The sequence below is a fragment of the Kitasatospora sp. NPDC002543 genome, from assembly GCF_053594915.1.
Genome location: NZ_JBSFWR010000096.1, coordinates 1 through 25,301 on the forward strand (window position 1 = coordinate 1; position 25,301 = coordinate 25,301).

General features: G+C 75.2%; 21 protein-coding genes. 16 read left to right on the forward strand and 5 right to left on the reverse strand.

What is annotated here, in order from left to right:
- The 4 genes from ACWD4P_RS30155 to ACWD4P_RS30170 form a co-directional block, all read left to right on the forward strand.
- A partial coding sequence (locus ACWD4P_RS30155) for a sigma factor-like helix-turn-helix DNA-binding protein (RefSeq protein ID WP_449781820.1) occupies window positions 1-335 on the forward strand: 335 nt, incomplete at its 5' end.
- Window positions 332-1,477 (forward strand): CU044_5270 family protein, encoded by a 1,146-nt coding sequence (locus tag ACWD4P_RS30160; protein ID WP_449781821.1) that lies wholly within the window; start codon window positions 332-334, stop codon window positions 1,475-1,477. The genes ACWD4P_RS30155 and ACWD4P_RS30160, both read left to right, overlap by 4 nt.
- A gap of 407 nt (window positions 1,478-1,884) precedes the next feature.
- Entirely contained in the window at window positions 1,885-3,303 is a 1,419-nt protein-coding gene (locus ACWD4P_RS30165; protein ID WP_449781822.1) for an MFS transporter, read from the forward strand.
- A gap of 88 nt (window positions 3,304-3,391) precedes the next feature.
- Window positions 3,392-3,538, forward strand: a complete 147-nt coding sequence (locus ACWD4P_RS30170) for a hypothetical protein (RefSeq protein ID WP_449781823.1) — start codon at window positions 3,392-3,394, stop codon at window positions 3,536-3,538.
- 289 nt (window positions 3,539-3,827) lie between these two features.
- Here the strand turns inward: ACWD4P_RS30170 and ACWD4P_RS30175 are convergent, their stop codons facing one another.
- From ACWD4P_RS30175 to ACWD4P_RS30185, 3 genes are all read right to left on the reverse strand, one after another.
- A complete protein-coding gene (locus ACWD4P_RS30175; protein WP_449781824.1) occupies window positions 3,828-4,178 on the reverse strand; it encodes a hypothetical protein in 351 nt (116 codons plus the stop codon).
- An 86-nt stretch (window positions 4,179-4,264) separates the two neighbouring features.
- Window positions 4,265-5,167 carry a hypothetical protein gene (locus tag ACWD4P_RS30180; RefSeq protein WP_449781825.1) on the reverse strand — a complete coding sequence of 301 codons (903 nt, stop codon included), beginning with the start codon at window positions 5,165-5,167 and terminating at the stop codon, window positions 4,265-4,267.
- Window positions 5,168-5,226: 59 nt separating this feature from the next.
- Complete coding sequence (locus ACWD4P_RS30185) at window positions 5,227-5,508, reverse strand: metal-sensitive transcriptional regulator (protein WP_449781826.1); 282 nt, start codon at window positions 5,506-5,508, stop codon at window positions 5,227-5,229.
- A gap of 320 nt (window positions 5,509-5,828) precedes the next feature.
- Here ACWD4P_RS30185 and ACWD4P_RS30190 point away from each other — a divergent pair, with 320 nt between their 5' ends.
- The 3 genes from ACWD4P_RS30190 (at window position 5,829) to ACWD4P_RS30200 (ending at window position 9,965) form a co-directional block, all read left to right on the forward strand.
- The gene (locus ACWD4P_RS30190) at window positions 5,829-8,072 is read left to right on the forward strand and encodes a heavy metal translocating P-type ATPase (RefSeq protein ID WP_449781827.1); all 2,244 of its coding nucleotides are present in this window, start codon (window positions 5,829-5,831) and stop codon (window positions 8,070-8,072) included.
- Between the two features lie 269 nt (window positions 8,073-8,341).
- Window positions 8,342-8,884: a hypothetical protein gene (locus ACWD4P_RS30195; RefSeq protein WP_359831957.1), complete on the forward strand. Its 543-nt coding sequence runs from the start codon at window positions 8,342-8,344 to the stop codon at window positions 8,882-8,884.
- Window positions 8,885-8,972: 88 nt separating this feature from the next.
- A complete protein-coding gene (locus ACWD4P_RS30200; RefSeq protein ID WP_449781828.1) occupies window positions 8,973-9,965 on the forward strand; it encodes an IS481 family transposase in 993 nt (330 codons plus the stop codon).
- 22 nt (window positions 9,966-9,987) lie between these two features.
- Here ACWD4P_RS30200 and ACWD4P_RS30205 read toward each other — a convergent pair whose 3' ends face one another.
- On the reverse strand, window positions 9,988-11,823 hold the full coding sequence (locus tag ACWD4P_RS30205) for a protein kinase domain-containing protein (protein WP_449781829.1): 1,836 nt from the start codon (window positions 11,821-11,823) through the stop codon (window positions 9,988-9,990).
- 259 nt (window positions 11,824-12,082) lie between these two features.
- On the opposite strand from ACWD4P_RS30205, the gene ACWD4P_RS30210 reads away from it, so the two are divergent.
- The 9 genes from ACWD4P_RS30210 to ACWD4P_RS30250 all read left to right on the forward strand — a co-directional run bounded on the left by ACWD4P_RS30210 (window position 12,083) and on the right by ACWD4P_RS30250 (window position 24,741).
- A complete protein-coding gene (locus tag ACWD4P_RS30210) occupies window positions 12,083-16,222 on the forward strand; it encodes a hypothetical protein (protein ID WP_449781830.1) in 4,140 nt (1,379 codons plus the stop codon).
- 132 nt (window positions 16,223-16,354) lie between these two features.
- Entirely contained in the window at window positions 16,355-16,780 is a 426-nt protein-coding gene (locus ACWD4P_RS30215; protein WP_449781831.1) for a hypothetical protein, read from the forward strand.
- Window positions 16,777-17,754, forward strand: a complete 978-nt coding sequence (locus ACWD4P_RS30220; RefSeq protein ID WP_449781832.1) for a nucleotide exchange factor GrpE — start codon at window positions 16,777-16,779, stop codon at window positions 17,752-17,754. The genes ACWD4P_RS30215 and ACWD4P_RS30220 overlap by 4 nt, the downstream gene beginning before the upstream one ends.
- A gap of 31 nt (window positions 17,755-17,785) precedes the next feature.
- Window positions 17,786-20,371, forward strand: a complete 2,586-nt coding sequence (locus ACWD4P_RS30225) for an Hsp70 family protein (RefSeq protein ID WP_449781833.1) — start codon at window positions 17,786-17,788, stop codon at window positions 20,369-20,371.
- Entirely contained in the window at window positions 20,368-20,709 is a 342-nt protein-coding gene (locus tag ACWD4P_RS30230) for a hypothetical protein (RefSeq protein ID WP_449781834.1), read from the forward strand. The genes ACWD4P_RS30225 and ACWD4P_RS30230 overlap by 4 nt, the downstream gene beginning before the upstream one ends.
- A 99-nt stretch (window positions 20,710-20,808) precedes the next feature.
- Window positions 20,809-21,048: a chaplin gene (locus tag ACWD4P_RS30235; RefSeq protein ID WP_359828297.1), complete on the forward strand. Its 240-nt coding sequence runs from the start codon at window positions 20,809-20,811 to the stop codon at window positions 21,046-21,048.
- Window positions 21,049-21,189: 141 nt separating this feature from the next.
- Window positions 21,190-22,827: an AMP-binding protein gene (locus ACWD4P_RS30240; protein WP_449781842.1), complete on the forward strand. Its 1,638-nt coding sequence runs from the start codon at window positions 21,190-21,192 to the stop codon at window positions 22,825-22,827.
- 81 nt (window positions 22,828-22,908) lie between these two features.
- Entirely contained in the window at window positions 22,909-23,340 is a 432-nt protein-coding gene (locus tag ACWD4P_RS30245) for an SRPBCC family protein (protein ID WP_449781835.1), read from the forward strand.
- 132 nt (window positions 23,341-23,472) lie between these two features.
- Window positions 23,473-24,741 (forward strand): APC family permease, encoded by a 1,269-nt coding sequence (locus ACWD4P_RS30250; RefSeq protein ID WP_449781836.1) that lies wholly within the window; start codon window positions 23,473-23,475, stop codon window positions 24,739-24,741.
- Between the two features lie 66 nt (window positions 24,742-24,807).
- Here the strand turns inward: ACWD4P_RS30250 and ACWD4P_RS30255 are convergent, their stop codons facing one another.
- Window positions 24,808-25,206 (reverse strand): YccF domain-containing protein, encoded by a 399-nt coding sequence (locus ACWD4P_RS30255; protein ID WP_449781837.1) that lies wholly within the window; start codon window positions 25,204-25,206, stop codon window positions 24,808-24,810.
- Between the last annotated feature and the right edge of the window lie 95 nt (window positions 25,207-25,301).

Here is a 25,301-nt window from a genome sequence, read left to right on the forward strand (position 1 = left end):
AGCTGCGCGCCGCCCGCCGCGCCCTCGCCCGGCTCCGGCGCCGGGACCGGGAGGTCTTCACCCTCGTGGTGTGGGCCGGACTGGACTACGCGAGCGCCGCCGAGGCGCTCGGCACGCCGGTCGGCACCGTCCGCTCGCGGCTCTCCCGGGCCCGGGCCCGGCTGCGCGAACTCACCGAGGCCGAGGCCAGGGCCACGGTCGGCGCCACGGCCAGGGCCGCCGCCGGGGCCGCCGCCGGGGCCGCCGCCAAGGCCAGGGCCGGGGGCCGGATCCCCGCGCGCCGGCCGGGCCGCATTCCCGCGCTGAGACCGTCGACCCAGGAGAGCCACGGATGAACACCACCCCACGGCACGGTACGCAGCTCCCGCCGCCCGGCCGGCCCGGGGAGCCCGCGGGGCCCGGGGAGTCCGATCGCCGCGAACTCGCCGCCCTGCTGCCCCCGCCGGCGGTGCCCGGACTGGACGCGGACCGTCACCTGCGGCTGAGGGCGGAGGTGCTGCGCCGGGCCGCCGCGACCGCGGAGGAGCCGCGCGGCGCGACCCGGCCCCCGGCCCGGCACCGGCGCCCGCTGCGGATCGTGGTGCCGGTGCTCGCCTGTGCCCTGGCGATCGCCGCCGCCGTGACGGTGGACGGCACGGGCGGCGCGGCCGGGCGGGGCGGCGTGGTGGCCGGAGGCGGGGCCGGCGGAGCCTCCGAAGCCGTGCGGCTCCTCGACCGGATCGCCCTCGCCGCCGCCGCGGTGGAGCAACCGGCCGTCCGCGCCGACCAGTTCGTCTATGTCGAGAGCAGGGTCTCCTTCGCGGCGCAGAGCGCCGCCGGGGGCCCCGCGACGCCGGCCCCGGTGCACACCCGGCAGGTCTGGCGGTCCGCCGACGGCACCCGCCCCGGCCTGCTGCGCGAGGAGGGCGGGCCGGACACCCGGATCGACGAGAGCGGGCCGGTCCTCCACCTCGACGGACCGGCGGCGACGGCCCGGCCCGGAGCGTCGGAAAGGGGCGGTGCGCCGGGTGGGGGCGGCCCGTCGATCGGTGACCCCACCCACGCGTTCGTCGCCGCGCTGCCCACCGATCCGGACGCCCTGCTGGCGCTGATCCGGGAACAGACCCGGGGCCAGGGGCAGGATCCGGACCAGCGGGCGTTCACGGCGATCGGCGACCTGCTGGCCGAGACGTGGGCGCCGCCGCCGGTCGGTGCCGCGCTCTACCGGGCCGCGGAGCGGATCCCGGGCGTCACGGTGGTCCCTTCGGCCGTCGACGCCGCCGGGCGCGAGGGCGTCGCCGTGGCCCGTACGGCGTACGGGCGGCAGACCCAGTGGCTCTTCGACCGGGGCACGTACGCGTTCCTGGGCGAGCGCACGGTCCTCGGCGAGGACGGCGACGCGGGGCCGGCCGGGACGGTGGTCGGCACCTCCGCCGTGATCACCTCGGCCGCCGTCGACCGGGCCGGTGACCTCCCGCCGGCCCCGCCCCGGACGTGATCCGGACGTGATCCGGACGTGATCCGGTTCCCGGGGTGACGGCGCGGGGCCGGCCGGGTGCCGGTGCCCTCCACCGCGCGCGGGCCGCGGCCGGTCCCGGGGCGCTCGTCGTGACGTTCCGACCGCCGCCGGGGAGGCGGTCGGAACGTCACGACGATCCTGCGTGACGCCTCGTGGAGCCCCGTCGGTGGTCGCGGCACCGCCGCCCGCGGCCCCGCCCTGTCCGAATACCCCCCACCCCTATCGTTCCGTTGACTGAACCTTACCCCCCTAGGGTATGTTCTCGGTCGTCCCCACCGGCCCGTCGACCGGCATACCTCCCGTATGCCCGGCGGAAGTTGACGGCCGGCGACGCCCGCCGCGGGCTCCCGCCCCGGCCGGTACCCCTGACGGATAGGGAGCAAGAGATGTCAACCGACAGCACCGGGCCGAACCCCCGGAGGTGGCGCGCGCTGGCGCTGATCGCCGCCGCGCAGTTCGTGGTGATCATGGACACCTCGATCATCGGGGTGGCCCTGCCCGAGATGAAGGACGCCCTCGGCTTCGGCCGGGAGGACCTGTCCTGGGTGTTCAACGCGTACGTGGTCGCCTTCGGCGGCCTGCTCCTGCTCGGCGGACGGCTCTCCGACCTGCTCGGCGCCCGCCGCCTGTTCAGCGCCGGCTGGGCGGTCCTCGGCGCGGGCTCACTGCTCGCCGGCCTCGCCCGGGACGTCCCGACCGAGCTGGCCGGGCGCGGCGTCCAGGGCCTCGGCGCCGCACTGATCGCCCCCTCGGCGCTCACCCTGCTGATGACGCTCTTCGGCGGCAACCCGAAGGAACTGACCAAGGCCTTCGCCCTGTACGGCGCGGCGGCCCCGGCCGGCGGCACCGCGGGGGTCTTCCTCGGCGGCCTGATCACCCAGTACATCAGCTGGCCCTGGGTGTTCTACGTCAACATCCCGGTGGCCGTGGTCGCCCTGCTCGCCACCCCCGTGCTGATGCCCGCCGCGCCCCGGCGCGGCGGCGGCGTCGACATCGTCGGCGCGCTCACCGTCACCGGCGGCCTGGCCGCCGCGGTGTACGCCGTGGTCCGCGCCCCGGAGCAGGGCTGGGCCTCGGCGCCGACCCTGCTGACGCTGGCCGGCGCGGCCCTGCTGCTGGTCGCCTTCGTGGTCGTCCAGGGCCGGCGCCGCGAGCCGCTGATGCGGCTGGGCATCTTCCGGGTGCCGAACCTCGGCGCGGCCAACCTCGCCCAGTTCCTGCTCGCCGCGGCCTGGGTGCCGATGTGGTTCTTCCTGAACCTCTACCTCCAGCAGGTGCTCCACCTCGGCGCCTTCGCCAGTGGCGCGGCCCTGCTGCCGATGACCGTCGCCATCATGGCCATCATGATCACCCTGGAGCCCCGGCTGATCGCCCGGTTCGGCCCCAAGCCGCTGGTCGTCACCGGCATGCTTGCGCTCGGTGCCGGGCTGATCGGGCTCGCGTTCGCCCGCCCCGACGGCGGCTTCTGGACCGACGTGCTGCCCGCCTCGCTGCTCGCCGCGACCGGCATGGCGCTCGCCTTCATCCCCTCCCTCGGCACCGCGATCTCCAGCGCGCCCCCGGAGGACGGCGGCCTCGCCTCCGGAATCGTCAACACCGGCTACCAGGTGGGCTCGGCGCTCGGCCTGGCCGCGATGACCGCCCTGGCCGGCGCCCGCACCCCGGACGCCACCGTCGAGGGCCTCACCTCGGGCTTCTCCGCCGCCTTCCTCGGCTCCGCGGCGATCGCCGTGGTCGGCGGACTGCTCGCGGCGGCCACCCTGCGCACCCCGCGGCCCGGGGTCGAGGAGTCCGCGGCCGCGTGAGGCCGTCCACCGTCCCGCCCCACCGCCGGGGACCGCGTCGACCGACACGGTCCCCGGCGGTGGCGACCCCGCGTCGAAGGAGCACCCGATGACCCGCCACGAAGCCACCGCCGTCCTGCTGCGCGCCGTACGCCACCCCGCCACCCGCTGCCTGGTCGCCTGCCTGGCCCGCGCCGTCGAAGCCGCCGCCGAACCGTCCCGAGGTGCGGCCGGGCGCGGCTGCCCGGGGCGCTGACCACCCCGCGGTGCGGGCCGCGCGAGAAGTCGGCCGGGCCGACTTCTCGCGCGGTGTTTCGTCGGCGCCGCGAGAGGGCTCGGCCGCTGTGGGGCACCACCGAGATCGGCGGACTCGCCGCCTTCCTGCTCTCCGACGACGCCGCCTACGTCAACGGCGAGTCGATCCGCATCGACGGCGGCGCCGCCCGCGCCCTCTGGCCAGGGGCTTCCGCGGCAGTGGCGACCAGCGCCACTGCGGCCCGGCTGTTCCGCTGGGCGACTTCGGTCCGGTGTGTCGCCCCTGATGCTCACCGCGGGTCGAGTGCGTCGGCGCGCCGTTTCAGGTCCTCGGCGATGTCGTCCCAGTCCGGGCCGTGCGGGGAGAGGCTGTCGGCCGCCTCGCGCATGAGGGCCGGGTCGTCGAGGCGCTGGAGGACGAGCAGCCGGTAGGCGAGGTTACGGGCCCGGACCGGTAGGCGGCCGTCCGTGAGCTGCGGGCAGAGTGTGCGGAGCATGGTGAGGATCTCCTCCGCGCCGGCGAAGGTCAGCCGCTCGATGAAGATGAACTCCTGGTGCTCCCAGTCGAGTTCGCAGGCGGGAGTGGAGCCGTGCTCGTCGCCGTGGAGGCAGCGGGCGAGGTCGGTCAGTGTGCGGTGCATGCCGCGAGCCCATGGCGCGGAGCAACGGGAAAGTGCCGGGCGATCCGTGGCGGATCGCCCGGCACTCCTGTGCGCGGCGGGGGCGGTCAGTGCTGGGGGGTGGCCACGGTGAGGGTGAACGCGGCGGTGTGGACGGTGTCCTGGTGCCGGAAGTCCAGGAAGAGCCGGTAGCTGCCGGCGCTCGGGGCGGTGGTGGTGAAGCCGATCCCGGGGCCCGGGGCGGTGGTGTCCGGGTGGACGTGGAGGTAGGCGAGGTCGCCGGCGCGCAGGGCGACCAGGTGGCCGTACGCGCCGAGGTAGGGCTGGAGGTCGGTGACCGGCGTGCCGTCCTTGCTGACGTTCAGGGTGAGCGGGCCGCTGTGCCCGGGGGTGAGGTCGCCGTCCAGGGTGACGGTGTAGCCGTCGACGGTGACGGTCCGGCCGGTCTCGGGCAGCGGGGCGGGCCGCAGGTCGCCCGCGGCGTGGAGGTCGGCGCCGAGGGTGAGGCCCTCGTTCCGGCCGGCCGGGGTGAAGTCCGCGAAGACCCGGTACTCCCCGGCGGCGGGGATGTCGGTGGGGGCGCTCCAGGTGCCGTCGGCGGCGAGGGTCGGGTGCAGGTGCTGGAAGGTCGACAGGTCGCGCGGGGCGACGATCAGGTGCAGTTCCTTCTCGTGCTGCCGCTGGTAGGCCGTGACGGGCTTGCCGTCCGTGCCGAGGATGCGGAAGCGCAGGTCGATGGGGGAGCCGGCGGTGACGAAGGGGGTGTCGACGCTGAGCGTGTAGCCGTCTTCGGAGACCTGCAGCCCGCCGGGCGGGTGTTCGCCGGAGGCGTGCCCGCCGCCGCCGGCCCCCTCCGTCTCCGCCGCGTGCCCCGTATGCCCCGGGTGCCCGGCCATGGCGGGCTTGGGGGAGGGGCCGCCGCTGCCGGTGGCGTGGCCGACGCCGAGGGCGAGGCCGAAGGAGGCGGCGAGGCCGGCCGTGAAGGCGGTGATGCGCAGGGTGGTGTTCATGGCGGGGTTCCCCTCGGGGGTCGTAAGGAGGTGCGGGGCGGGGCGGGGTGGGGGCGGGCTCAGGCCCGCATGAGTCGGGCGATGGCCTGGGTGGCCTCGGCGATCTTGGCGTCGGCTTCGGTGCCGCCGTCCGCGATGGCGTCGTGGACGCAGTGGGCGAGGTGGGAGTCGAGCAGGTGCAGCGCGACGGACTGGAGGGCCTTGGTGGCGGCCGAGACCTGGGTGAGCGTGTCGATGCAGTAGGTGTCGGTGTCGACCATGCGCTGGAGGCCGCGGATCTGTCCCTCGACGCGGCGCAGTCGGCGCAGGAGCTGGTCCTTGTCGGCGTGGTAGCCGGCCATGTGGCCCTCCTCGGGGGTTCCGTGCGGGCGGCCCGGCCGTGCGGGCGGCCCGGCCGTGCGGGCGCGCCTTGGCTGCTCGATGCCTCGACGCCCCTGGGGTCTCGGGCGTCGCGGTGTCTCGACGCCCTTGAGTGAATACCCCGTGGGGGTATCAAGTCAAGGGGCTCCCGCTCGGGAAAATACCTGCCGGGGGTATCGACCGACTCTTGCCATCAATACCCCTCGGGGGTATAAATGAACCCGGCACCGCCCGATACCCCTCCGCGGTATGAAGGCCCGGCCGTGGAACGTACCGCAGGACGACGTCACGAGGAGCGACGATGACTACGCAGGCACCCGCCTCAGCGGAGGTGGAACTCTCGATCGGCGGCATGACGTGTGCCTCCTGCGCCGCCCGGATCGAGAAGAAGCTCAACCGGATGGACGGGGTCACGGCCAGCGTCAACTACGCCACCGAGAAGGCGAAGGTCTCCTTCGAGGACGGAGTCGAGGTCGCCGACCTGATCGCCACCGTCGAGGCCACCGGCTACACCGCCGCGCTGCCCAAGCCCCCGGTCGCCGAGGGCTCGGGCGCCGAGACCGCCGGGCCGGTCGACGAACTGGCCCCGCTGCGCCGGCGGCTGTTCACCGCGGTGGCGCTCGCGGTGCCGGTGATCGCGATGGCCATGGTGCCGGCCCTCCAGTTCGACAACTGGCAGTGGCTGTCGCTGACCCTCGCCGCGCCGGTCGTCACCTACGCCGCCTGGCCGTTCCACCGGGCCGCGTTCACCAACGCCCGGCACGGCGCCGCGACCATGGACACCCTGGTCTCGCTCGGCACCCTCGCCGCGTTCCTCTGGTCGCTGTGGGCGCTGTTCTTCGGCGACGCCGGGATGCCCGGCATGCGGCACGGCTTCGAGTTCACCATCGCCCGCAGCGACGGCTCGTCCAACATCTACCTGGAGGCGGCGGCCGGCGTCACCGCCTTCATCCTGGCCGGCCGCTACTTCGAGGCGCGCTCCAAGCGCACCGCGGGCGCCGCGCTCAAGGCGCTGCTGGAACTGGGCGCCAAGGACGTGACGGTGCTGCGCGGCGGAGCCGAGGTGCGCGTCCCGATCGCCGACCTCGCGGTGGGCGACCGCTTCGTGGTCCGGCCGGGCGAGAAGATCGCCACCGACGGCACGGTGGTCGAGGGGGCCTCGGCGGTGGACGCCTCGATGCTGACCGGCGAGTCCGTGCCGGTCGAGGTCGGGGTCGGCGACGGTGTCACCGGTGCCACCGTCAACGCGGGCGGCCGGCTGGTGGTCGAGGCGACCAGGGTCGGCGCGGACACCCAGCTGTCCCGGATGGCCAAGCTGGTCGAGGACGCGCAGAACGGCAAGGCTGCCGCCCAGCGCCTCGCGGACCGGATCTCCGCGGTCTTCGTACCGATCGTGATCACCCTCGCGGTGGCCACCCTCGGCTACTGGCTGGGCACCGGCGAGGGCTGGACCGCCGCCTTCACGGCCGCCGTGGCCGTGCTGATCATCGCCTGCCCGTGCGCCCTCGGCCTGGCCACCCCGACCGCCCTGCTGGTCGGTACCGGCCGCGGCGCCCAGCTGGGCGTCCTGATCAAGGGCCCGGAGGTCCTGGAGTCCACCCGCAAGGTCGACACCATCGTCCTGGACAAGACCGGCACCGTCACCACCGGCCAGATGACCCTGCTCGCGGTGCACACCGCCGAGGGCGTGGACCAGGCCGAGGCGCTGCGCCTGGCCGGCGCCCTGGAGCACGCCTCCGAACACCCGATCGCCCGGGCGATCGCCAACGCCGCGGCCAAGGCCGGCGAACTGCCCGCCGTCGAGGGCTTCGAGAACGTCCCGGGCCTGGGCGTCCAGGGCGTGGTGGACGGCCACGCCGTGGTGGCCGGCCGGGAGGCCCTGCTGAACGAGTGGTCGCAGCACCTGCCCGAGGCGCTGGCCGAGGCCAAGCGCACCGCCGAGGCGGCCGGCCGCACCGCGATCGCGGTCGGCTGGGACGGCGAGGCGCGGGCCGTGCTGGAGGTCGCCGACGCGGTCAAGCCGACCAGCGCCGAGGCCATCGCCGAGCTGCGCGCCCTGGGCCTGACCCCGGTCCTGCTCACCGGCGACAACCGGGCGGTCGCCGAGGCGGTCGCCGCCGAGGTCGGCATCGCGCCGGAACACGTGATCGCCGAGGTCATGCCGCAGGACAAGGTCGACACCGTCAAGCGGCTGCAGACCGAGGGCAAGGTCGTGGCGATGGTCGGCGACGGCGTCAACGACGCGGCCGCCCTCGCCCAGGCCGACCTGGGCCTGGCGATGGGCACCGGCACCGACGCCGCCATCGAGGCCGGCGACCTCACCCTGGTCCGCGGCGACCTGCTGGCCGCGGCGGACGCCATCCGGCTCTCCCGCCGCACCCTGAGCACCATCAAGAGCAACCTGTTCTGGGCCTTCGGCTACAACGTCGCCGCCCTGCCGCTGGCCGCGGCCGGCCTGCTCAACCCGATGATCGCGGGGGCCGCGATGGCCTTCTCCTCGGTCTTCGTGGTCGGCAACAGCCTCCGGCTGCGCCGCTTCCGCTGAACGGCCCCTCCGCCGGACCCGTCCGCTCCCCGGACCCGGCCCCTCCGCCGGACCGAGGCCCCGGAACCGACACCGGTTCCGGGGCCTCGGCGCGTCCGGGGCCGCGAACGCGGACGGCCTCGGACGAGCGCCGCCGGGCCCGCCGCACCCGCCACCAGGCCCGGAGCACCCGCCGCCGGGCCCGCCGCACCCGCCACCGGGCCCGGAGCACCCGCCGCCGGAGACCCTGGCCGACCGGCGCGGATCGGCCGGGGGTTAGAGTCCGACCCATGGACGAAGACACCGCGCTCTGGCACCGGATCGCCGACCTCCTGCCGGAGGACGCCGCCCGGGGCGTCAAGGACTGCTGGGCGATCGGGGAGCAGGAGAGCGGGCTCGGCCTGCTGATCGAGGGCCTGCTGGCCCGCCAGGTCCCGCTCGGCGGCGCGGACCGCGCGCAGATCTCCGTGCTGGCCGAGGAGTGGGGCGAGCGCGAGCGGCTCGCCCCCGGACTCCTGCGCTGCCCGGGCGACGGCGTGCCCGCCCCGGTGCGGCTGCTGGAGGGCGAGCGCGACGAGGCCGAGGTGCTGACGGGCTGGAGCGAGCCGGAGCTGGCCGGCCTGGTGCTGGTGCCGTGGATCGGCTGCACCCGCTGCGGCCGGACGCTGTTGCGCGCCCACAGCTGGGAGTCCTGGGACGACTTCTCGTACCTCGCCGAGTGCTACGTGATCAGCACACCGGAGGGCGACCGGGCGGAGCGGATCCACCCGCGGGGCGCCGCCGGAGCGGCCTTCGCCGAACTCCTCCACGGCTGCCCGGTCGACACGCCCTGACCCGGCACGGACCCGCAAGACACGCCCTAACTATAAAACTGCCGGACATTGGTGACACATGGATCTCCGACTACGACGGAGTTCTGTCATGCCCCCTTCGCGGAAACAGCAGCAGGACCGCCAGGCCCAGCGACGCCTGGCGGTCCTGCGACACGCCGAGGAGGTCAGCGGGAACGTCTCGCAGACCTGCCGGTACTACGGGATCAGCCGCAACTGCTTCTACAGGTGGCAGCGGCGCTACCAGAAGGAGGGCATTGAGGGCCTTCACGACCGCTCCAGCGCACCGCACCACAGCCCGACCGCCACCGACGCCGACATCGTGAACAAGATCGTCTACCTGCGACAGAACTACCACTTCGGCCCGATGAAGATCCAGATGTACCTCAAGCGGTACCACGACATCGACATCGCCTGCTCCGCCGTCTACCGCATCCTCAAACGGCTGGATCTAAACAGGCTGCCGTCGTCCCAGCGCTACCGGCGGCACGACAAGCGCCACACCCGCTACGAGAAGCAGCTGCCCGGCAACCGCGTCCAGATCGACGTCAAGTTCATCGAACCGATCGGCGTCCCGACACCAACCGCGCCCCAGGATCCGATCCCGGTCACCGGCAAGGCCCCCAAGACCCGACGCCGGGCCAAGTACTACCAGTTCACCGCCATCGACGACTGCACCCGCCTGCGCGTCCTCCGGGTCTACCCGCGGTGCGACCAGAAGACCGCCGTCCAGTTCCTGGACTACGTCCTGGAACGGCTGCCGTTCCGCGTCGAAGTCATCCAGACGGACAACGGCGCGGAGTTCCAGTCCGCCTTCCACTGGCACGTGCTCGACAAGGGCATCGCCCACACATACATCAAGCCGGCATCACCGCACCTCAACGGCAAGGTCGAACGCTCACACCGCATCGACGCCGAGGAGTTCTACCGCATGCTCGCCGGTGTCGTCACCGACGACACCGGCGTCCTCAACGACAAACTCCGAGAATGGGAGGACTACTACAACTTCCACCGCCCACACGGCGCCCTCGGCGGTCAGACCCCCTACGAACGCCTCAAGCAGAAGACCGAGACCCAGGTGTAACCGAGCTCCGACAGATGCACACCTAACCCTCCTCCGGCAGCTCCACCGCCTGCCAGCGGTACGCCGCGTCCTCCTGCCACACCTGCAACTCGCCCTCCACCACCGCCGCCAGACACAGCCGCCAGTCGTCGCCCATGGCGAGCGCGACCCGGGTGGCCGGGCGCAGCGTGGGCCGCCACCAGCGCGGCCGGCGGGAGGTGCCGCCGGCGGGCAGCCGCAGCCGTACGCCGCCCGCGCCGGCCAGTGCGACGGTCGGGCCGCCGCGGTGGCCGACCATGGCGAGGCCGAGCGAGGGCTCGCCGTCGCCGATCTCGGTTCCCGGGCCGGCCGTGCCGAGGGTGTGCAGCTGGACGGAGCCGTCCGGCCGCAGCGTGGCGGCCTGCGGTCCGGCGGAGGTGCGGGCCAGTGCCCCGGCGCGCAGCGGGCCGGGCGGGCCGACCGGGACGGGCGGCTGGGTGGTGCCGGGGCGCCAGCTCAGCACCCGCTCGCGGTGTCCGACCAGCAGCAGCCAGGCGCCGGGCCGTTCCTCCTGGGCGGCGAGCACCCGGTCGGCGGGGCAGCCGGGGTGCTCCTGGCCGGTGAGGGTGCGGCCGGGGGACCAGCGGTACGAGCGCAGCGCGCCGCCGGCGGCCGTCCAGACCGTCATCTCCCCGCCCGAGCCGGCCGATCCGCCCGAGCCGCCCGAGCCGCCCGAGCCGGCCGATCCGCCCGGGCCACCCGAACCGACCCCGCCCGCCAGCCCGTTGACCCCGCGCGCCGCCTCCCACCAGCCCGCCGAAGTACCGATCCACAGGGTCCCGGCGCGGTCCTCGGCGCAGACCACCAGCTCGCCCGCGCGCCCGGCCCAGCCGACCACCAACTCCCTTACGGAGGAAGGGCCCTGCCCGTCCGGGAGCCGTCGGCCGGGGCTGCCCGGGCCGGCCAGCGCGGTGCCGTCGGTGCCGCCGGTGACCACCAGCGGCCGTCCGTCCGGGTCGGGCAGCACGGCCAGGCCCGCGGTGCGGGTCACCGGCCGCTGGGCGCGCAGCAGTTCACGGCCCCGGGCGGCCCACGGGCCGAGCGGCGAGGGGCGGCGCCCGGGTTCGCGGGCCAGCGGCTCGCAGGCCCAGCGCGCCAGCTCCTCGCCGTAGCCCGCCGCCAGCAGTTCGGCTCGGGCCTGTTCGGCGGCGAGCCGGTGGTCCAGCCGGCCGTGGTCGGGCAACAGCAGGGTGCGGGCGAGGGTGCCGACCGCGAACAGGTCCTTGGCGGTGGTCGGGAAGCCGCCCACCTGCTCGGCCTCCGGCGGGACGTGCCCGGGGGTGAACACCGCGACGGTCAGGGCGTGGTCGAGCGGGGCGAGGAAGGTCAGGTCGATCAGTTTGACCTGCCCCTGGCCGTCGACCAGGACGTTGGCGGGGGAGATGTCGCGGTGCACCCAGCGCTTGCGGTGCAGCTCGTCGACGATCCGGCAGAGCCGGGCCAGGATCTCGGCCACCGCCGCCGGGCCGCCGTGCCGGCCGCGCGCCCAGGTGTGCAGCGGCACGCCTTCGACCCAGGGCGAGATCTGGTAGCCGAGCAGCGCGCCGCCGGGCGGGGTGCCGGGCCGGTGCGGGGAGGGGCCGAGCAGGAAGCTGGGCACGACCAGGTCGGTGACGCCCAGCCGGTGGGCGTTGTGCGAGACGTCGTCCCAGCGGCCGAGCCAGCGCCGCACCTCGGTCGGGTCGCGCTCCAGCATGATCTTCGCGGCGACCAGTTCCTTGCGTCCGTTGTGCCCGGTGCGGACCGCGCGCCACACCTCGGCCTCGCCGCCCCGGTGGTGGAACTCCAGGAGTTCGTACTGCTCCGGGTCGAACTCCGGCCCGAACCGGAGCCCCGGCACCCAACGCGACTCCGACACCCGACCCCCGACGCTGTTGACCACTGTGGACGCGCCGTTGGCGCGCTGCTGTTGAGCTGCTGCCGTGCTGCCGCTCCCCTGGTGAGGTGATGCCCAGGATAGTGCTCTTTTCTGTTCGCCTGTCCGATCGAGGGCCTATTCTGATGGCGCCCGAGCAACATCACGACACGACGTCAACTCGCGCCTGTCCCACGATAGTTGATCATGTGGATGGGCAGTACTCGAACCAGGGGGACGGTGCATGGCGCTGTTAGCGGTGCTGCTGGTCGTGGTGGCACTGGCCGGTGCGGCCGCCGTCGTCCTGGCCCGCCGCCGCCGGGCCCTGGACGCCGCCACGGTGGCGAGGGAACTGGCCGCGGCCGCCGAGCGGCTCGCCGCCGGCAAGGCCGCCCAGGCCCGCCGCCGCTACGCCCGGCTGGCCCACCGACTCGCCGACGCCCCGCAGGAGTTGGCGCCGCAGCGCGGTCTCGCCCTGCTCGGCCAGGCCGAGGCCACCATCCCCACCGGAGACCGGCAGGCCACCTTCGACCTGCACCGCGAGGCCTACCCGCTGCTCGCCGACCCGGCCCGGCAACTGCCCCGGTGGAGCCTGCGCGGCCTCGCCGAGGAACGGATGCGGGCCCCGGAGGGCGACCTCGGCCCTGTGCTCTCCTTCCTCCGGGCCACCGCCGCCGGCGCCGAGGCCGGCGAGGAGGCCGAGGCCGCCGACCGCGCCCTGGACTGGCTGCAGCGCCGCTGCCGCGAGGGCGCCGTCGAGCAGCGCGAGGAGGCCACCGCCCGCGCCCTCGCCGCCCTCCCGGCCCGGGACTGGCCGGTGCTCGCCCGCGCCGCCCTGCTGACCGCCACGGGCCGGTCCGCCGAGGCCGAGAGCCTGGTCTCCGAGGCGGCCCCCCGCGGCAGCGGCGAACTCTGGTTCCGCCGGGGCGTCCAGCTGTACACCCGGCGCCGTGACGAACCCGCCGTCGCCGCCTTCGAGGAGGCGCTGGCGCACGGCCCCGGCGAACCCTCCCCGTGGGCCCGCGGCCAGGCGCTGCGCACCGACGCCCTGCTCTTCCGCGGCCTCGCCGAGCAGCGGGCCGGCGACACCGAGGGCGCCTGGCGGTCCCTCGCGGCCGCCGCCGGCGAGAGCCCGGGCGACCCCCGCCCCCGCTACGCGCTCGGCCGGCTCGCCCTGCTGCTCGGCGCCGACGAGCAGGCCACGGAGCAGTTCACCGCCGCCCTGACCGTCCGGCCCGACTTCGCCCCGGCCCGGTTCGGCCTCGCCCTGGTGCACGAGCGGGCCGACCGCCCCGCCGAGGCCGCCGCCGACTACCGGGCCGGCCTCGGCGGAGCCCCCGACTGGCGCCCCGCCCGGATCCGGCTCGGCGCCGCCCTGCTCGCCGCCGGGCACACCGGGGAGGCCGAGCCGGTCCTGCGCGCCGAGGCCGAGGCCGAACCGGGCAGCCGCTGGACGGCCGTCGCCGCCTACCACCACGGCCTCGCCCTCGCCCGCACCGACGACCCGGCCGGCGCCCTCGCCCGCTGGGAGGCTCTGGACGACGAGGAGTTGGGCCCCCGCCGGGCCTTGGCCCGCGACCGGCTCGCCCGCACCCGGCTGGCCGCCGACCCGGCGGCCGCCCGCGAGCTCTGGCAGCGGGCCGCCGCCGAGCACCCCGCCGCCCCCGGCTACCGCGCCGCGCTGCGCGAGGCCGCCCTGCGCGAGGCGGCCCACCTGCTGGTCACCGGCCGCGACCACGCCGAACCGCGCGGCCGGGCCGCCACCGCGCTCGACCTCGCCGACACCCTGCCCGGCGCCGTCACCCACCGCCAGGCCCGGCTGCGCGCCGCCCTCGCCCTGGCCGAGGGCGCCCCGGAGCCGGTCACCGCCCTGCTCGACGCCGCCAGCGGACTGCGCGACCGCTACCACCTGGCCGCCGTCGCCCTGCTGGCCGGCCGCCCGGCCCGGACGATCGCCCTGCTCGGCCCGCCCGACCCGGCCGGCGACCCGGCGACCGCCCGGCTGCGTGCCCTGCTCGCCGAACGGGCCGGCAACTGGGCCGCCGCACTGGACTGGTACCGGCACTTCCTGGCCACGGGCCCGGCGGCGGGCGGGGCACCGACCGGCGACTGCGCGCTCTGCGAGCGCCCCGCCACCGGCACCTGCGGCGGCTGCGGCCGCGAGGCCTGCCCCGACCACCAGCACACCCCCGAGGCCGCCGCCTCGCCCCGCTGCGTGCGCTGCGCCGCCCCCGCGCTGCGCGCCGTCCTCGACTGCGCCCGCCGGGCCGGCACCCCCGAGCAGGCCGAGCCCGTGCTCGCCCGCTGGGCCGAGGCGTTCGGCACCGCCGCCGCGCCCGTCCGGATCGACCTCGCCCTGCTGCGGGCCGAACTCGGCCGGCTGGACGAGGCCCTGGACGGCCTGCCCGAGGACGCCGGGGCGGCCCGCGCCGCCGTCCTGGTCCGCCGGGCCGGCGCCGCCCTCGCCGACGGCCGGCCCGGCCCGGCCGCCGTGGACCTGCGCCAGGCCCTGCGGCTCGCACCCGAGCACGAGCGGGCGGCGGACGCACTCGTCCTGCTCGCCGAGCACGAGGCGCACCAGGCCGTCCTCGACGGCCGCCACCGGGAGGCCTGGGAGGCCTACCGCGAGGTGCTGCGCAGGGACCCGGCCCACCCCCGGCTGCTCCACGCGCTCGGCCTGGCCGGCTACCGGCTGGCCGCCGGCCGCGGCGCGACCGATGCCCCCGCCGCGACCGGTGCCCCCGGCGCGACCGGTGCCCCCGCCGCCGACGAGGAGGTCTGGGCCTGGACGCTCGGCTGCCTGGTCGCGGCCCTGCACCAACCCGAGCTGTGGGCCGAGTCCGCCCGGACCACCGGCCGCACCGCCGAACCCCAGCGGGCCGCCGCAGCCCGCACCGCCCTGCTCGACCGCCTCCGCGACGACCTGCGCGCCCTGGACCGGGCCGCCGGGCGCAGCGGCGACGAGGTCACCGCCTGGACGCTGCGCCTCGGCATGGAGGCGCACTGCGCGGACGCGTTCGCCCAGGAGGACGTCCGGATCACGCTGCCCGGCCGCCCGGCCCGCCGTCTCGCGCTCGGTCCAGCCCTCGACCGGCTGTTCCGGGAGGAGCCCGAACTCGCGGGCTGGGAGGAGGCGTTCGAGCAGGCCGTCCGGCCCTGGCGGCAGCGGCCCGCGGGCCCCGACGCGCCCGCGCCGACCCGGGCCCTCGGCCTGTTCGGCGACTTCGGTCCGCAGCGCTACCTCCAGCTCCAGGGACGGCAGGCCGCCGCCGTCGCCGCCCTGGACGCGGTGCCGGAGCAGCGGCGCGGCGAGGACTGGCAGGCGCTGCTCGGGGAGTCCCTGGTCAGCCAGGCCCGCGAGCACCACCGCAACCAGGACTGGCGGGAGGCGCTGGACAGCCTCACCCGCGCCCGGGCCGTCCCCGGCGCCAGGCTGCCCGCCGACGCCGCCGCGATCGCCGCCGAGTCCGGCCTCCGGGCCGCCCGCGCACTGCTCAAGAACAGCCTGGACGACCAGGAAGGGGCTGCCGAACTCCTGGAGCGGGCCCTGGCGTTGGCCCCCGACGACCCGGAGGTGCGGGGCGACCTCGGCGCCACCTACGCCCAGTGGGCGCGCAAGATCAACAACGAGGACCAGGACTACCCCCGCGCGCTCGCCCTGCTGGAGAAGAGCCTGGAGCTCGCCCCCGGCGACCCGACCGCCCGGCACTTCCTGGAGGCCGCCCTCGGCAACCGGGCCGGCCAGCTCAGCCGCCCCGACGCCACCGACGCGGAACTGGAGGAGGCCGCCGAGGCCTGGCGGGCGCTGATCGAGCTCAACCCCGACCCGGACCACCGGATCGGCCTCGCCTTCGTCCTGCGCCACCTCGCCCGCTCGGCCGCCTTCGCCGACGACCGCCGCCGGGCCGTCGAGCGGATGGCCGAGGCCCTGCACGCCGACCCGGAGTGGGAGGGCGCGGTCGAGCAGGAGGCCCCGCGCCGGGTCTCGGTGATGCTCGCCAACCACGTGGTGGACGCCATGCAGGACCAGCCGTTCACCGACCAGGCCGCGATGCTCCAGAAGGCCAGGTCCTACGACGACTCGACCGACATCCGCCGGCTGATGGTCAGCGTCTGGCGGGGGAAGGCCATCAGTCACTACGAGGGCCGCCGCTACCGCGCGGCGATCCGGCTGCTGGAGGAGGCCCTGGAGCTGTCCGGGACGGCGGAGGACAACGACAAGCTGCGCCGCGAACTCGGCATCGTCTACGGCTCGTTCGCCGTCCAGCAGGCCAACGCCCGCAAGCTCCGGGAGGCCCGGGACCTCGCCCGCGCGGCCGTCGAGTACAGCCCGGACGACGTCGAGCTGCATGCCATGCAGCTGCGGATCAACTCGCTCTACTGACGGCAACCGCACAGCAGTTGGCGTCGTCCTGGAGCATACGCCGAAGCCCCGCCGCCGCCCGGGGAGCCACCCGTCGCCGCGTGTGGCCGCCCGGGCCGCAGACCATCACCGTGAGGAGAGGGACCGCCCGCCATGCCACTGCACGAACCGTCGCCGTACGAGGTCCTGGGCATCCCGCTCACGGCCGGCGTGCGCGAGATCAACCTCGCCGTCGGACCGGCGATGCGGGCCGGCCGGTACAGCCGTCAGCAGATCCAGGAGGCCGCCGCGCTGCTGCGCAACCCGGACCGGCGCCTGGAGGCGGACCTCCAGCAGCCCCTCCCGCCGGAGCCGGTCGACCAGGCCGCCGGACTGCTCGCCGCCGCGCTCGCCGAACCGCTGCTGGTGATCGAGCGCCCGCCGCTGCCGCCCGCCGCCGCCCTGCCCGCCCTCCACCGGGCTGAACTGGCCGCCGACTTCGCCGAGCCGCCCCCCGGCGGCGCCGACCCCGAACCGCCCGTCCCCGCCCGCTACGCGGCGGACCTGTCCGTGCTGCCGCAGATCGAGGTCCCCGAATGACCGACGCACCCGCCGGAACGCCCGCCCACGTGCCCACCGGAACGCCGGACGCGCCCGCCGCGGTCCTGCCCGACGGCCACCGGCCGCTGGAGATCCCGCCCGGAGTCGAGGACGTCGACCTGGAGCAGTCGTTCGGCCGGCTGCTGTTCCGGGCGTCCCTGCTGGGCAGCAAGCTGACGGAGCAGAAGCTGGCCGCCCGGGCCGAGCAGCGCGAACTGCTGGGCATCCTGGTCGAGGTGGACGACGCGCTCGCCGCCCTCGGCCTGGACCGCGAGCTGGTGGCACTGGGACGCGGCGCCGGCCTGGAAGCCACCCGGCGACGGCTGCTCGGGCGGCTCGCCAAGGCCGGGGTCCGGCCGATGCGGCTGGAGGGCATGACCGCCGACCCGGACCTGACCGAGATCGTGGGCACCGAGGCCCGCTCCGGGGTGGCGCCGGAGACCGTGCTGCGGACGGTGGTGACCGGGTTCTTCTGGGGGGACGAGGTGCTGCGCCGGGCCCAGGTGGTGGTCGCCGCGCCGGAGCGGGACCCGGAACCGGAACCGGGCCCCGAGGACGGGCCGACGGCGGAGTCGGCGGAGTCGGCGGAGGGCCCGGCGGAGCGGGACTTCCCGCTCCCGGAGCCGCCCGCGCCCGCCGGGACCCCCGGAGCCTCCGAGGCCGCCGAGGCCGAGGCCGGGCCGTCGGAGCCGTCGGAGCCGTCGGAGCCGTCGGAGCCGTCGGAGTCGCCGGGGACTCCGGAGCCGCCCGAGGCCACCCTGTCCACGAACGCCGACGCCGTCACCGCTGCCGTCACCGCCGCCGTCACCGCGCCGCTCACCCGCGTCCAGCCCAAGGCGGCCCCGCCCCGGGCCCGCCGCCGGGCCAAGGCCGTGGCCAAGCAGGCGGGCGCGGCAAATCAGGCGGGCGCGGCAAATCAGGCGGGCGAGGCCAAGCAGGCGGGCGAGGCCAAGCAGGCCAAGCGCAAGAAGTAGCCAGGACCACGAGGGGCAAGAGGGGAACGACATGTACCGCACACTCGGCATCGACCTGGGCACCACCAACTCCGTGGTCGCCCACCTGCGCCGGGGCGAGCCGGAGATCATCTTCAACCGGCAGAACCAGGAGGCCACGCCCTCCGTGGTCGGCAGCGGCCGCAAGGGCGAGCTGCTGGTGGGGTCCACCGCCCGCAGCCGGATCGCCGTCGACGGCGCCAACGTGATCCGCTCGGTCAAGCGCTTCATGGGCCGCAAGTTCAAGGACCCGCAGGTCCAGGCGGCCCTGAAGGAGGTGGACTACAAGGTCACCGCGGGCACCGACGGCGACGTCAACGTCTGGTTCAACGGCCGCTCGTACACCCCGATCGAGGTCTCCGCGATCATCCTGCACCGCCTGAAGGAGGACGCCGAGCAGCGCCTCGGCGAGCCCTTCCACCGGGCCGTCATCACCGTGCCCGCGTACTTCGGCGAGCGGCAGGTCGCCGCGACCCAGGAGGCGGGCCGGATGGCCGGCCTGCACGTGCTGCGGATCATCAACGAGCCGACCGCCGCCGCGCTCGCCTACGGCATCACCTCCGAGGCGGGCGACGAGGGGAGGACGGTCCTGGTCTACGACCTGGGCGGCGGCACCTTCGACATCTCGATCCTGCTGCTGGTGCCCGGTTCGGTCTCGGTGCTCGGCATCGAGGGCGACAACCTGCTCGGCGGTGACGACTTCGACCGCGGGATCACCAGCGCGCTGCTGGAGGACATCCGCGAGGAGTACGGCGCGGAGTACCAGCCCGACCTGCGCGACCGTCCGAAGATCGCCGCCACCGCCGAGACCATCAAGATCGAGCTCTCCAACCAGGAGTCCTCCGAGGTCATCCTGCCGGGCCTGGGCGCCGGACAGTTGGTGCTGGAGACGGAGTTCGAGCGCTCCCGCTTCGAGGAGCTGATCGAGGCCCGGATCGAGCGCACCATCGAGCTGACCCACAAGGCGATCATGCAGGCCAACCTGACCGTCGGGGACATCGACGAGGTGGTGCTGGTCGGCGGCTCGACCGCGATCCCGCTGGTCGCACGCCGGTTGGGCGAGGTCTTCGGCCCGCGCCGGATCCGGCGCGGCGTCAACCCGATGCAGTGCGTGGCGCTCGGCGCGGCCGTGCAGTCCGCGCTGGTCGGCGAGGTCGAGTGCCCCGAGTGCCGGGCCCCCGGCGACCTGTCGGCCTCCAACTGCGCCAACTGTGCCACCACCCTGCTCGGCGGGGCCCGGGTCTCCTGCCCGGCCTGCCACATCCCGGTCGACGCCGACGCCTCCTCCTGCCCCAAGTGCGAGCAGGCGCTAAACGGTTCGGGTGCCACCGGGGCCTCCGTGACAGGCACGGCGGGCCCGGCGCGGACCGGGGTCACCACCGTGGTGCAGGGCGGCAACTGCCCGCGCTGCGGCACCCCGGCCGCCCCGGGCGTCACCGCCTGCGAGCTGTGCGGGGAGCCGCTCGACTCGGCCGCCCCCGGTCGGACCAGGGTGGCCGGCACCGCCGCCGAGGACATCGGCCTGCGCTGTTCCTCCTGCGGGGTGGTCAACCCGCCCGGCTGCGAGGTCTGCCCGGGCTGCGGTGAACTGGCGCAGGTCACCAACCCGTTCGACATCACCCCGAAGAACCTCGGCATCGAGCTCAACGACGGGCGCCTCGCCGTCATCATCCCCAAGAACACCAGCTACCCGACGGGTTCGCCGGTCAGCCGGGAGTTCGTGGTCTCCGGCAGCGGCCGGCAGCGGCTGGAGGTCGCGGTCTACGAGGGCGAGCACGAGATCGCCCAGCAGAACGAGCTGATCGGCCACCTCACCCTGCGGCTGCCCGAGGGCCTGGGCGGCCGTACCCCGGTGGAGGTCTCGTTCGGCCTCGACCGGGACCGCACCATCACCCTGTCGGTGCGGATCCAGGGCGGCGCCGAGAAGACCGTCAAGCTGGAGCGGGTCACCCTCGACCCCGAGCTGAAGGTGCAGGTCGAGGAGCAGCAGCGGCAGATCGAGTCCTTCACCGACCGCTGGGGCGGTGAGCTGACCGAGGCCGAGCGGCGCGAGGCGCAGCGGCTGATGGACACCCTGGACGACCTGGCGGCCGGGCAGACCCGCGGCCAGTCGGTGGACGCGGCGCTGGAGCGGGCCCAGCAGCAGCTCAAGGCCCAGCGCTGGGTGCGCGGCTCCGAGGCGTACCTGAGCCTGTTCATCCACTACTGCGAGAAGCACCTCGACCCGAGCGACCTGGACCGGCTGCGGTCGGTGGCCGCCGAGCTGCGGCTGCGCCGGGAGGCCGCGGACTGGGAGGGCGCGGTGCGCGCGGCCCAGAAGGCGGACGAGCTGTGCGACGCGCTCGGGCACACCATGCGGATGCTGACGATGTGCAACGTCTACGTGACCCAGAACATGGTCTCGCCCGCCCTCGCCCAGTTGATCATGGCCGAGCTGCGCGGGCTGGACGAGGCGGTGGAGGCGCCCAACATGGCGGAGGTCAACACCCACATGTCGAACCTGCTGGCCCTGTACGCGCAGGCGCAGCGGGAGCTGGGCAGCGAGCCGGCCCAGGAGTCGCTCGGCCCGGTGCGGCCGGAGGAGGCGGGGCCGCGATGAGTGCTGGGAGCGTCGTGGGCGCGGTGAGCGCGCCGGAGGTGACCTGCCCGCTGTGCCGGGTGCCGGCGGACCGGGAGACCCTGCGCTGCCCCGCCTGCCGGGAGGACCTGTCCGTGCTGTTCCGGCTGCGTTACGCCGGTCGGATCGACTACAACCGGGCGCTGGACGCCCTGGCGGCCGGGCGGGGGCCGCTCGCGCTGGGGCTGCTGCACCGCGCGGTGGTGACCGAACCGGGGCTGTCCCCGGCCCGGGAGCTGCTGGAATCACTGAGCGTCGCCGGTCCCGGGCCGGCGGCGCCGGCGGGGCCGGGGGAGGGGCGGGAGGCCGACGCGCCCTAGGACGGGTCAATCCGGCGTGCGGGAGGACGGATCGCTTGTGATCGTGGGCGAGGTGTGATCGTCACACTTTGACCCGCTCTGCTCACAAGGAGTGAAGCAATGCGCATGCGTACCGCCTTCGCCGCCACGGCCCTCGCCGCGGTGACGGTCCTCGCCGGTGCCGGGACCGCCTCCGCCGGCGACGCCACCGCCAACGGTGCCGCCATCGGCTCGCCCGGCGTCCTCTCCGGCAACCTGATCCAGGTCCCGGTCAACCTCGAGGCCAACATCTGCGGCAACTCGATCGACATCATCGGGCTCCTCAACCCGGCCTTCGGCAACATCTGCATCAACGAGTAGCACTGCCCCCGCGGGCCCGGGGCCGTCCGTCGAACCCGACGGGCGGCCCCGGCGCCGTGTCCGTACCCCCGTTCGGGGGTGGCGGCGCGCGTCGGGGGCCGCGAGCATGGTGCCTGTCCCGCACCGCCGTCCCCCAGGAGCCTGCCCGTGCCGACCACGCCGACCCCGCGCAGCTACGCCTCCGGCACCTCGGACGTCCCGCTGCTCGGCGACACCATCGGGGAGAACCTCGACCGCGCGGTGCGCGCCTTCCCCGAACGCGACGCCCTGGTCGACCGGGCCACCGCCCGCCGCTGGACGTACGCCGAACTCGCCGCCGACGTCGACGCCCTGGCGCTCGGCCTGCTGGAACTCGGGATCGCCAAGGGCGACCGGGTGGGCATCTGGGCCCCCAACTGCGCCGAGTGGACCCTCACCCAGTACGCCACCGCCAAGCTCGGCGCGATCCTGGTCACCGTCAACCCGGCCTACCGCGCCCACGAGTTGGAGTTCGTGCTGAACCAGGCCGGGATCCGGCTGCTGGTCGCCGCCGAACGCTTCAAGACCTCCGACTACGCCGGGATGATCGAGGAAGTCCGGCCGCGGTGCCCGGAGCTGGAGCGCGTCCTGCTGATCGGCAGCCCCGCCTGGGACGCCGTCACCGCTGCCGGGCGGAAGGCCGACGCCTCCCGACTCGCCGAGCGCCAGGCCGAGTTGGCCCCCGCCGACCCGATCAACATCCAGTACACCTCCGGGACGACCGGCTTCCCCAAGGGCGCGACCCTCTCACACCACAACATCCTCAACAACGGCTACTTCGTCGGCGAGCTGCTCGACTACACCGAGCAGGACCGGATCTGCGTCCCGGTGCCCTTCTACCACTGCTTCGGGATGGTGATGGGCAACCTGGCCGCCACCTCGCACGGCGCCTGCACGGTCATCCCCGCCCCGGCGTTCGAACCCGGCGCCACCCTGGCCGCCGTCGACGCCGAGCGCTGCACCTCGCTGTACGGCGTGCCGACCATGTTCATCGCCGAACTGGCCGACCCGGACTTCGGCCGCTACGACCTCTCCAGCCTGCGTACCGGCATCATGGCCGGCTCGCCCTGTCCGAGCGAGGTGATGAAGGAGGTCATCGAGCGGATGGGCATGACCGAGGTCTCCATCTGCTACGGCATGACCGAGACCTCGCCGGTCTCCCTCCAGACCCGGGTCGACGACCCGGTCGAGCGCAGGGTCGCCACGGTGGGGAGGGTCGGCCCGCACCTGGAGGTCAAGGTGGTCGACCCGGCCACCGGCCGCACCGTCCCGCGCGGCGAGCCCGGCGAGCTGTGCACCCGCGGCTACTCCGTCATGCTCGGCTACTGGGGCGAGCCGGAGCGCACCGCCGAGGCCGTCGACGTCGCCCGTTGGATGCACACCGGGGACCTCGCGGTGATGGACGAGGAGGGCTACCTCGCCATCACCGGCCGGATCAAGGACATGGTGATCCGCGGCGGCGAGAACCTCTACCCGCGCGAGATCGAGGAGTTCCTCCACGCCCACCCGGACGTCCTCGACGTCCAGGTCATCGGCGTCCCCGACGACAAGTACGGCGAGGAGCTGATGGCCTGGATCCGGATGCGGGAGGGCGCCGAGCCGCTCACCGCCGAGGCCGTCCGCCGGTACTGCACCGGCCGGCTCGCCCACTTCAAGATCCCGCGCTACGTGCACGTGGTCGACGAGTTCCCGATGACGGTCACCGGGAAGATCCGCAAGGTCGAGATGCGGGAGCGGGCCCAGCGGATCCTCGGGCTGTAGCGGGACCCTCCGTCCGCCCCCGCCCCTCCGCCCGGGCGAGTCCGGGGAGCGTGGCGGCCCGCCCGGCGGGAGAGTGTGATCATGCCCCTCGACGTCACAGTGGAACGCCTGATCCCCCTCCCGCCCGCCGCGGTCGCCACCTACGCGATGGACTGGCGCCACGACTCCGAGTGGACCCGGGGCATCCGCACCGCCGCTCTCACCCGGGAGGCCGACACCGGCGGCTTCGGCGTGGGCGCCGAGGTCACCCGGACCGCCCGCTTCCTGGGCAGGTCCTTCTCGTACGTGCTGCGCGTGGTGCGCCACGACCCGCCGACGGTGCTCGACATGGTCTCCGTCGCCGGGCCGATGCCGATGCGCGTCACCTACACCTTCGAGCCCACCCAGAGCGGCACCTTCGCCCGCATCCGGGTCCGCGGCGGCCTCCGCCTGACCGGCCCGCTGATGTCCCGCCCGGTACGCGGCGCGGTCACCGCCGACCTGCGGGCCCTGGCGGAGCGGCTCGGCCGCTGACCCGGCTGCCGCCCCCGCCCCGTCCCCGTCCCCGTCCGCGGCCACGGCCCGCGCGCCCGGGCCCGCACCCGCCGTTTCCCCGGCTCCGGTAGGGTGCGCCGACACCGCAGCCGACCGGGAGGGGTACAGCGGATGGGGACGTCGCCGACGGCGGCCGGGGCGGGGGAGCTGCGGCGCCGGCTCGGAGTGTTCGACGCCGTGGTGATCGGGCTGGGCTCGATGATCGGCGCGGGCGTCTTCGCCGCGCTCGCGCCCGCCGCCGCGGCCGCGGGCTCCGGGCTGCTGGTCGGACTGGCCCTGGCCGGCGCGGTGGCGTACTGCAACGCGACCTCCTCGGCCCGGCTGGCCGCCCGCTACCCGCGGTCCGGCGGCACCTACGTCTACGGCCGGGAGCGGCTCGGCGACTTCTGGGGGTACCTGGCCGGCTGGGGCTTCGTCGTCGGCAAGACCGCCTCCTGCGCCGCGATGGCCCTCACCGTCGGCTCCTACGTCCGGCCCGCCCAGGCCCACGCCGTCGCGGTCGCCGCCGTCGTCGCGCTGACCGCCGTCAACTGCGTCGGCGTGCAGAAGGCGGCCTGGCTGACCCGGGCGATCGTGGCCGTCGTCCTGGCGGTGCTGGCCGCCGTGGTCACCGCCTGCCTGACCGGCGGCGCGGCCGACGCCGGGCACTGGGCGATCGGCGCGGACGCCGGCTTCCACGGTGTGCTCCAGGCCGCAGGCCTGCTGTTCTTCGCCTTCGCCGGGTACGCCCGGATCGCCACCCTCGGCGAGGAGGTCCGCGACCCGCGGCGCACCATCCCGAGGGCGATCCCGATCGCCCTCGGGATCACCCTCGTCGTGTACGCCGCCGTCGCCCTCGCCGTCCTGGCCGTCCTCGGCCCCGACCGCCTCGCCCACAGCGCCGCGCCGCTGGCCGACGCCGTCCGGGCCGCCGGGGTGCCCGCCCTCGCCCCGGTGGTGCGCGTCGGTGCGGCGATCGCCGCGCTCGGCTCGCTGCTCGCCCTGATCCTCGGCGTCTCCCGCACCACCCTGGCGATGGCCCGCGACCGCCACCTCCCGCACCCGCTGGCCGCCGTCCACCCGCGCTTCGGCGTCCCGCACCGCGCCGAACTGGCCGTCGGCGCCGTCGTCGCCCTCGCCGCGGCCCTCACCGACGTCCGCGGCGCGATCGGCTTCTCCTCCTTCGGCGTCCTCGCCTACTACGCCGTCGCCAACGCCTCCGCCTGGACCCTCACCCCGGCCGAGGGCCGCCCTCCGCGCGCCGTCCCCGTCCTCGGCGCGGCCGGCTGCCTCGCCCTCGCCTTCGCCCTGCCCGCCGCCTCCGTCCTGTGGGGCGCCGCCGTCCTCGCCCTCGGCGCCGCCGCGTACGGCCTGCGCCGGGCCCGCGCCGGCCGGGCCTGAGCCCGGGAACGCCGACGGCCGGCGAGGGCTGCTGCCTCTCGCCGGCCGTCGGGGTCTGCGCGGTGGTTACCGGCCCCACTCCTGGTCGGTCGGGACGATCTCCCGGCCGAGCGGCATCAGCGAGACCGGGATCATCTTCAGGTTGGCCCACCCGAAGGGGATGCCGATGATCGACAGGAACAGCGGGATGCTGGTGATCAGGTGCCCGAGCGCCAGCCACCACCCGGCGAACACCAGCCAGATGACGTTCCCCACGCACGACGCCGCCCCGGCGTCCGGCCGTTCCACGGTCGTGCGCCCGAACGGCCACAGGATGAACCCGGCGATCCGGAAGGACGCGATCCCGAACGGGATCGTGACGATCAGGACGCAGCAGATGATTCCGGCGAGCACGTAGGCAAGGGCCATCCAAATGCCGCAGAAAATCAACCAGATGACATTCAGGACGAACTTTATTGCCTTCATGGGCGGTACCTTCTCATGACTCGTGGCCTTGCCTCTACGACCTGGCCATTCCCGTGGTCGTACGTGTCCACGCCCCCTAGGGGTCGTTTTTCGGG

What these genes read in the sequence shown, in the direction of transcription:
- ACWD4P_RS30160 (WP_449781821.1), top strand. Translation starts at nt 332, where the DNA reads ATGAACACCACCCCACGGCACGGTACGCAGCTCCCGCCGCCCGGCCGG.
- ACWD4P_RS30165 (WP_449781822.1), top strand. Translation starts at nt 1,885, where the DNA reads ATGTCAACCGACAGCACCGGGCCGAACCCCCGGAGGTGGCGCGCGCTG.
- ACWD4P_RS30170 (WP_449781823.1), top strand. Translation starts at nt 3,392, where the DNA reads ATGACCCGCCACGAAGCCACCGCCGTCCTGCTGCGCGCCGTACGCCAC.
- ACWD4P_RS30175 (WP_449781824.1), bottom strand. Translation starts at nt 4,178, where the DNA reads ATGCACCGCACACTGACCGACCTCGCCCGCTGCCTCCACGGCGACGAG.
- ACWD4P_RS30180 (WP_449781825.1), bottom strand. Translation starts at nt 5,167, where the DNA reads ATGAACACCACCCTGCGCATCACCGCCTTCACGGCCGGCCTCGCCGCC.
- ACWD4P_RS30185 (WP_449781826.1), bottom strand. Translation starts at nt 5,508, where the DNA reads ATGGCCGGCTACCACGCCGACAAGGACCAGCTCCTGCGCCGACTGCGC.
- ACWD4P_RS30190 (WP_449781827.1), top strand. Translation starts at nt 5,829, where the DNA reads ATGACTACGCAGGCACCCGCCTCAGCGGAGGTGGAACTCTCGATCGGC.
- ACWD4P_RS30195 (WP_359831957.1), top strand. Translation starts at nt 8,342, where the DNA reads ATGGACGAAGACACCGCGCTCTGGCACCGGATCGCCGACCTCCTGCCG.
- ACWD4P_RS30200 (WP_449781828.1), top strand. Translation starts at nt 8,973, where the DNA reads ATGCCCCCTTCGCGGAAACAGCAGCAGGACCGCCAGGCCCAGCGACGC.
- ACWD4P_RS30210 (WP_449781830.1), top strand. Translation starts at nt 12,083, where the DNA reads ATGGCGCTGTTAGCGGTGCTGCTGGTCGTGGTGGCACTGGCCGGTGCG.
- ACWD4P_RS30215 (WP_449781831.1), top strand. Translation starts at nt 16,355, where the DNA reads ATGCCACTGCACGAACCGTCGCCGTACGAGGTCCTGGGCATCCCGCTC.
- ACWD4P_RS30220 (WP_449781832.1), top strand. Translation starts at nt 16,777, where the DNA reads ATGACCGACGCACCCGCCGGAACGCCCGCCCACGTGCCCACCGGAACG.
- ACWD4P_RS30225 (WP_449781833.1), top strand. Translation starts at nt 17,786, where the DNA reads ATGTACCGCACACTCGGCATCGACCTGGGCACCACCAACTCCGTGGTC.
- ACWD4P_RS30230 (WP_449781834.1), top strand. Translation starts at nt 20,368, where the DNA reads ATGAGTGCTGGGAGCGTCGTGGGCGCGGTGAGCGCGCCGGAGGTGACC.
- ACWD4P_RS30235 (WP_359828297.1), top strand. Translation starts at nt 20,809, where the DNA reads ATGCGCATGCGTACCGCCTTCGCCGCCACGGCCCTCGCCGCGGTGACG.
- ACWD4P_RS30245 (WP_449781835.1), top strand. Translation starts at nt 22,909, where the DNA reads ATGCCCCTCGACGTCACAGTGGAACGCCTGATCCCCCTCCCGCCCGCC.
- ACWD4P_RS30250 (WP_449781836.1), top strand. Translation starts at nt 23,473, where the DNA reads ATGGGGACGTCGCCGACGGCGGCCGGGGCGGGGGAGCTGCGGCGCCGG.
- ACWD4P_RS30255 (WP_449781837.1), bottom strand. Translation starts at nt 25,206, where the DNA reads ATGAAGGCAATAAAGTTCGTCCTGAATGTCATCTGGTTGATTTTCTGC.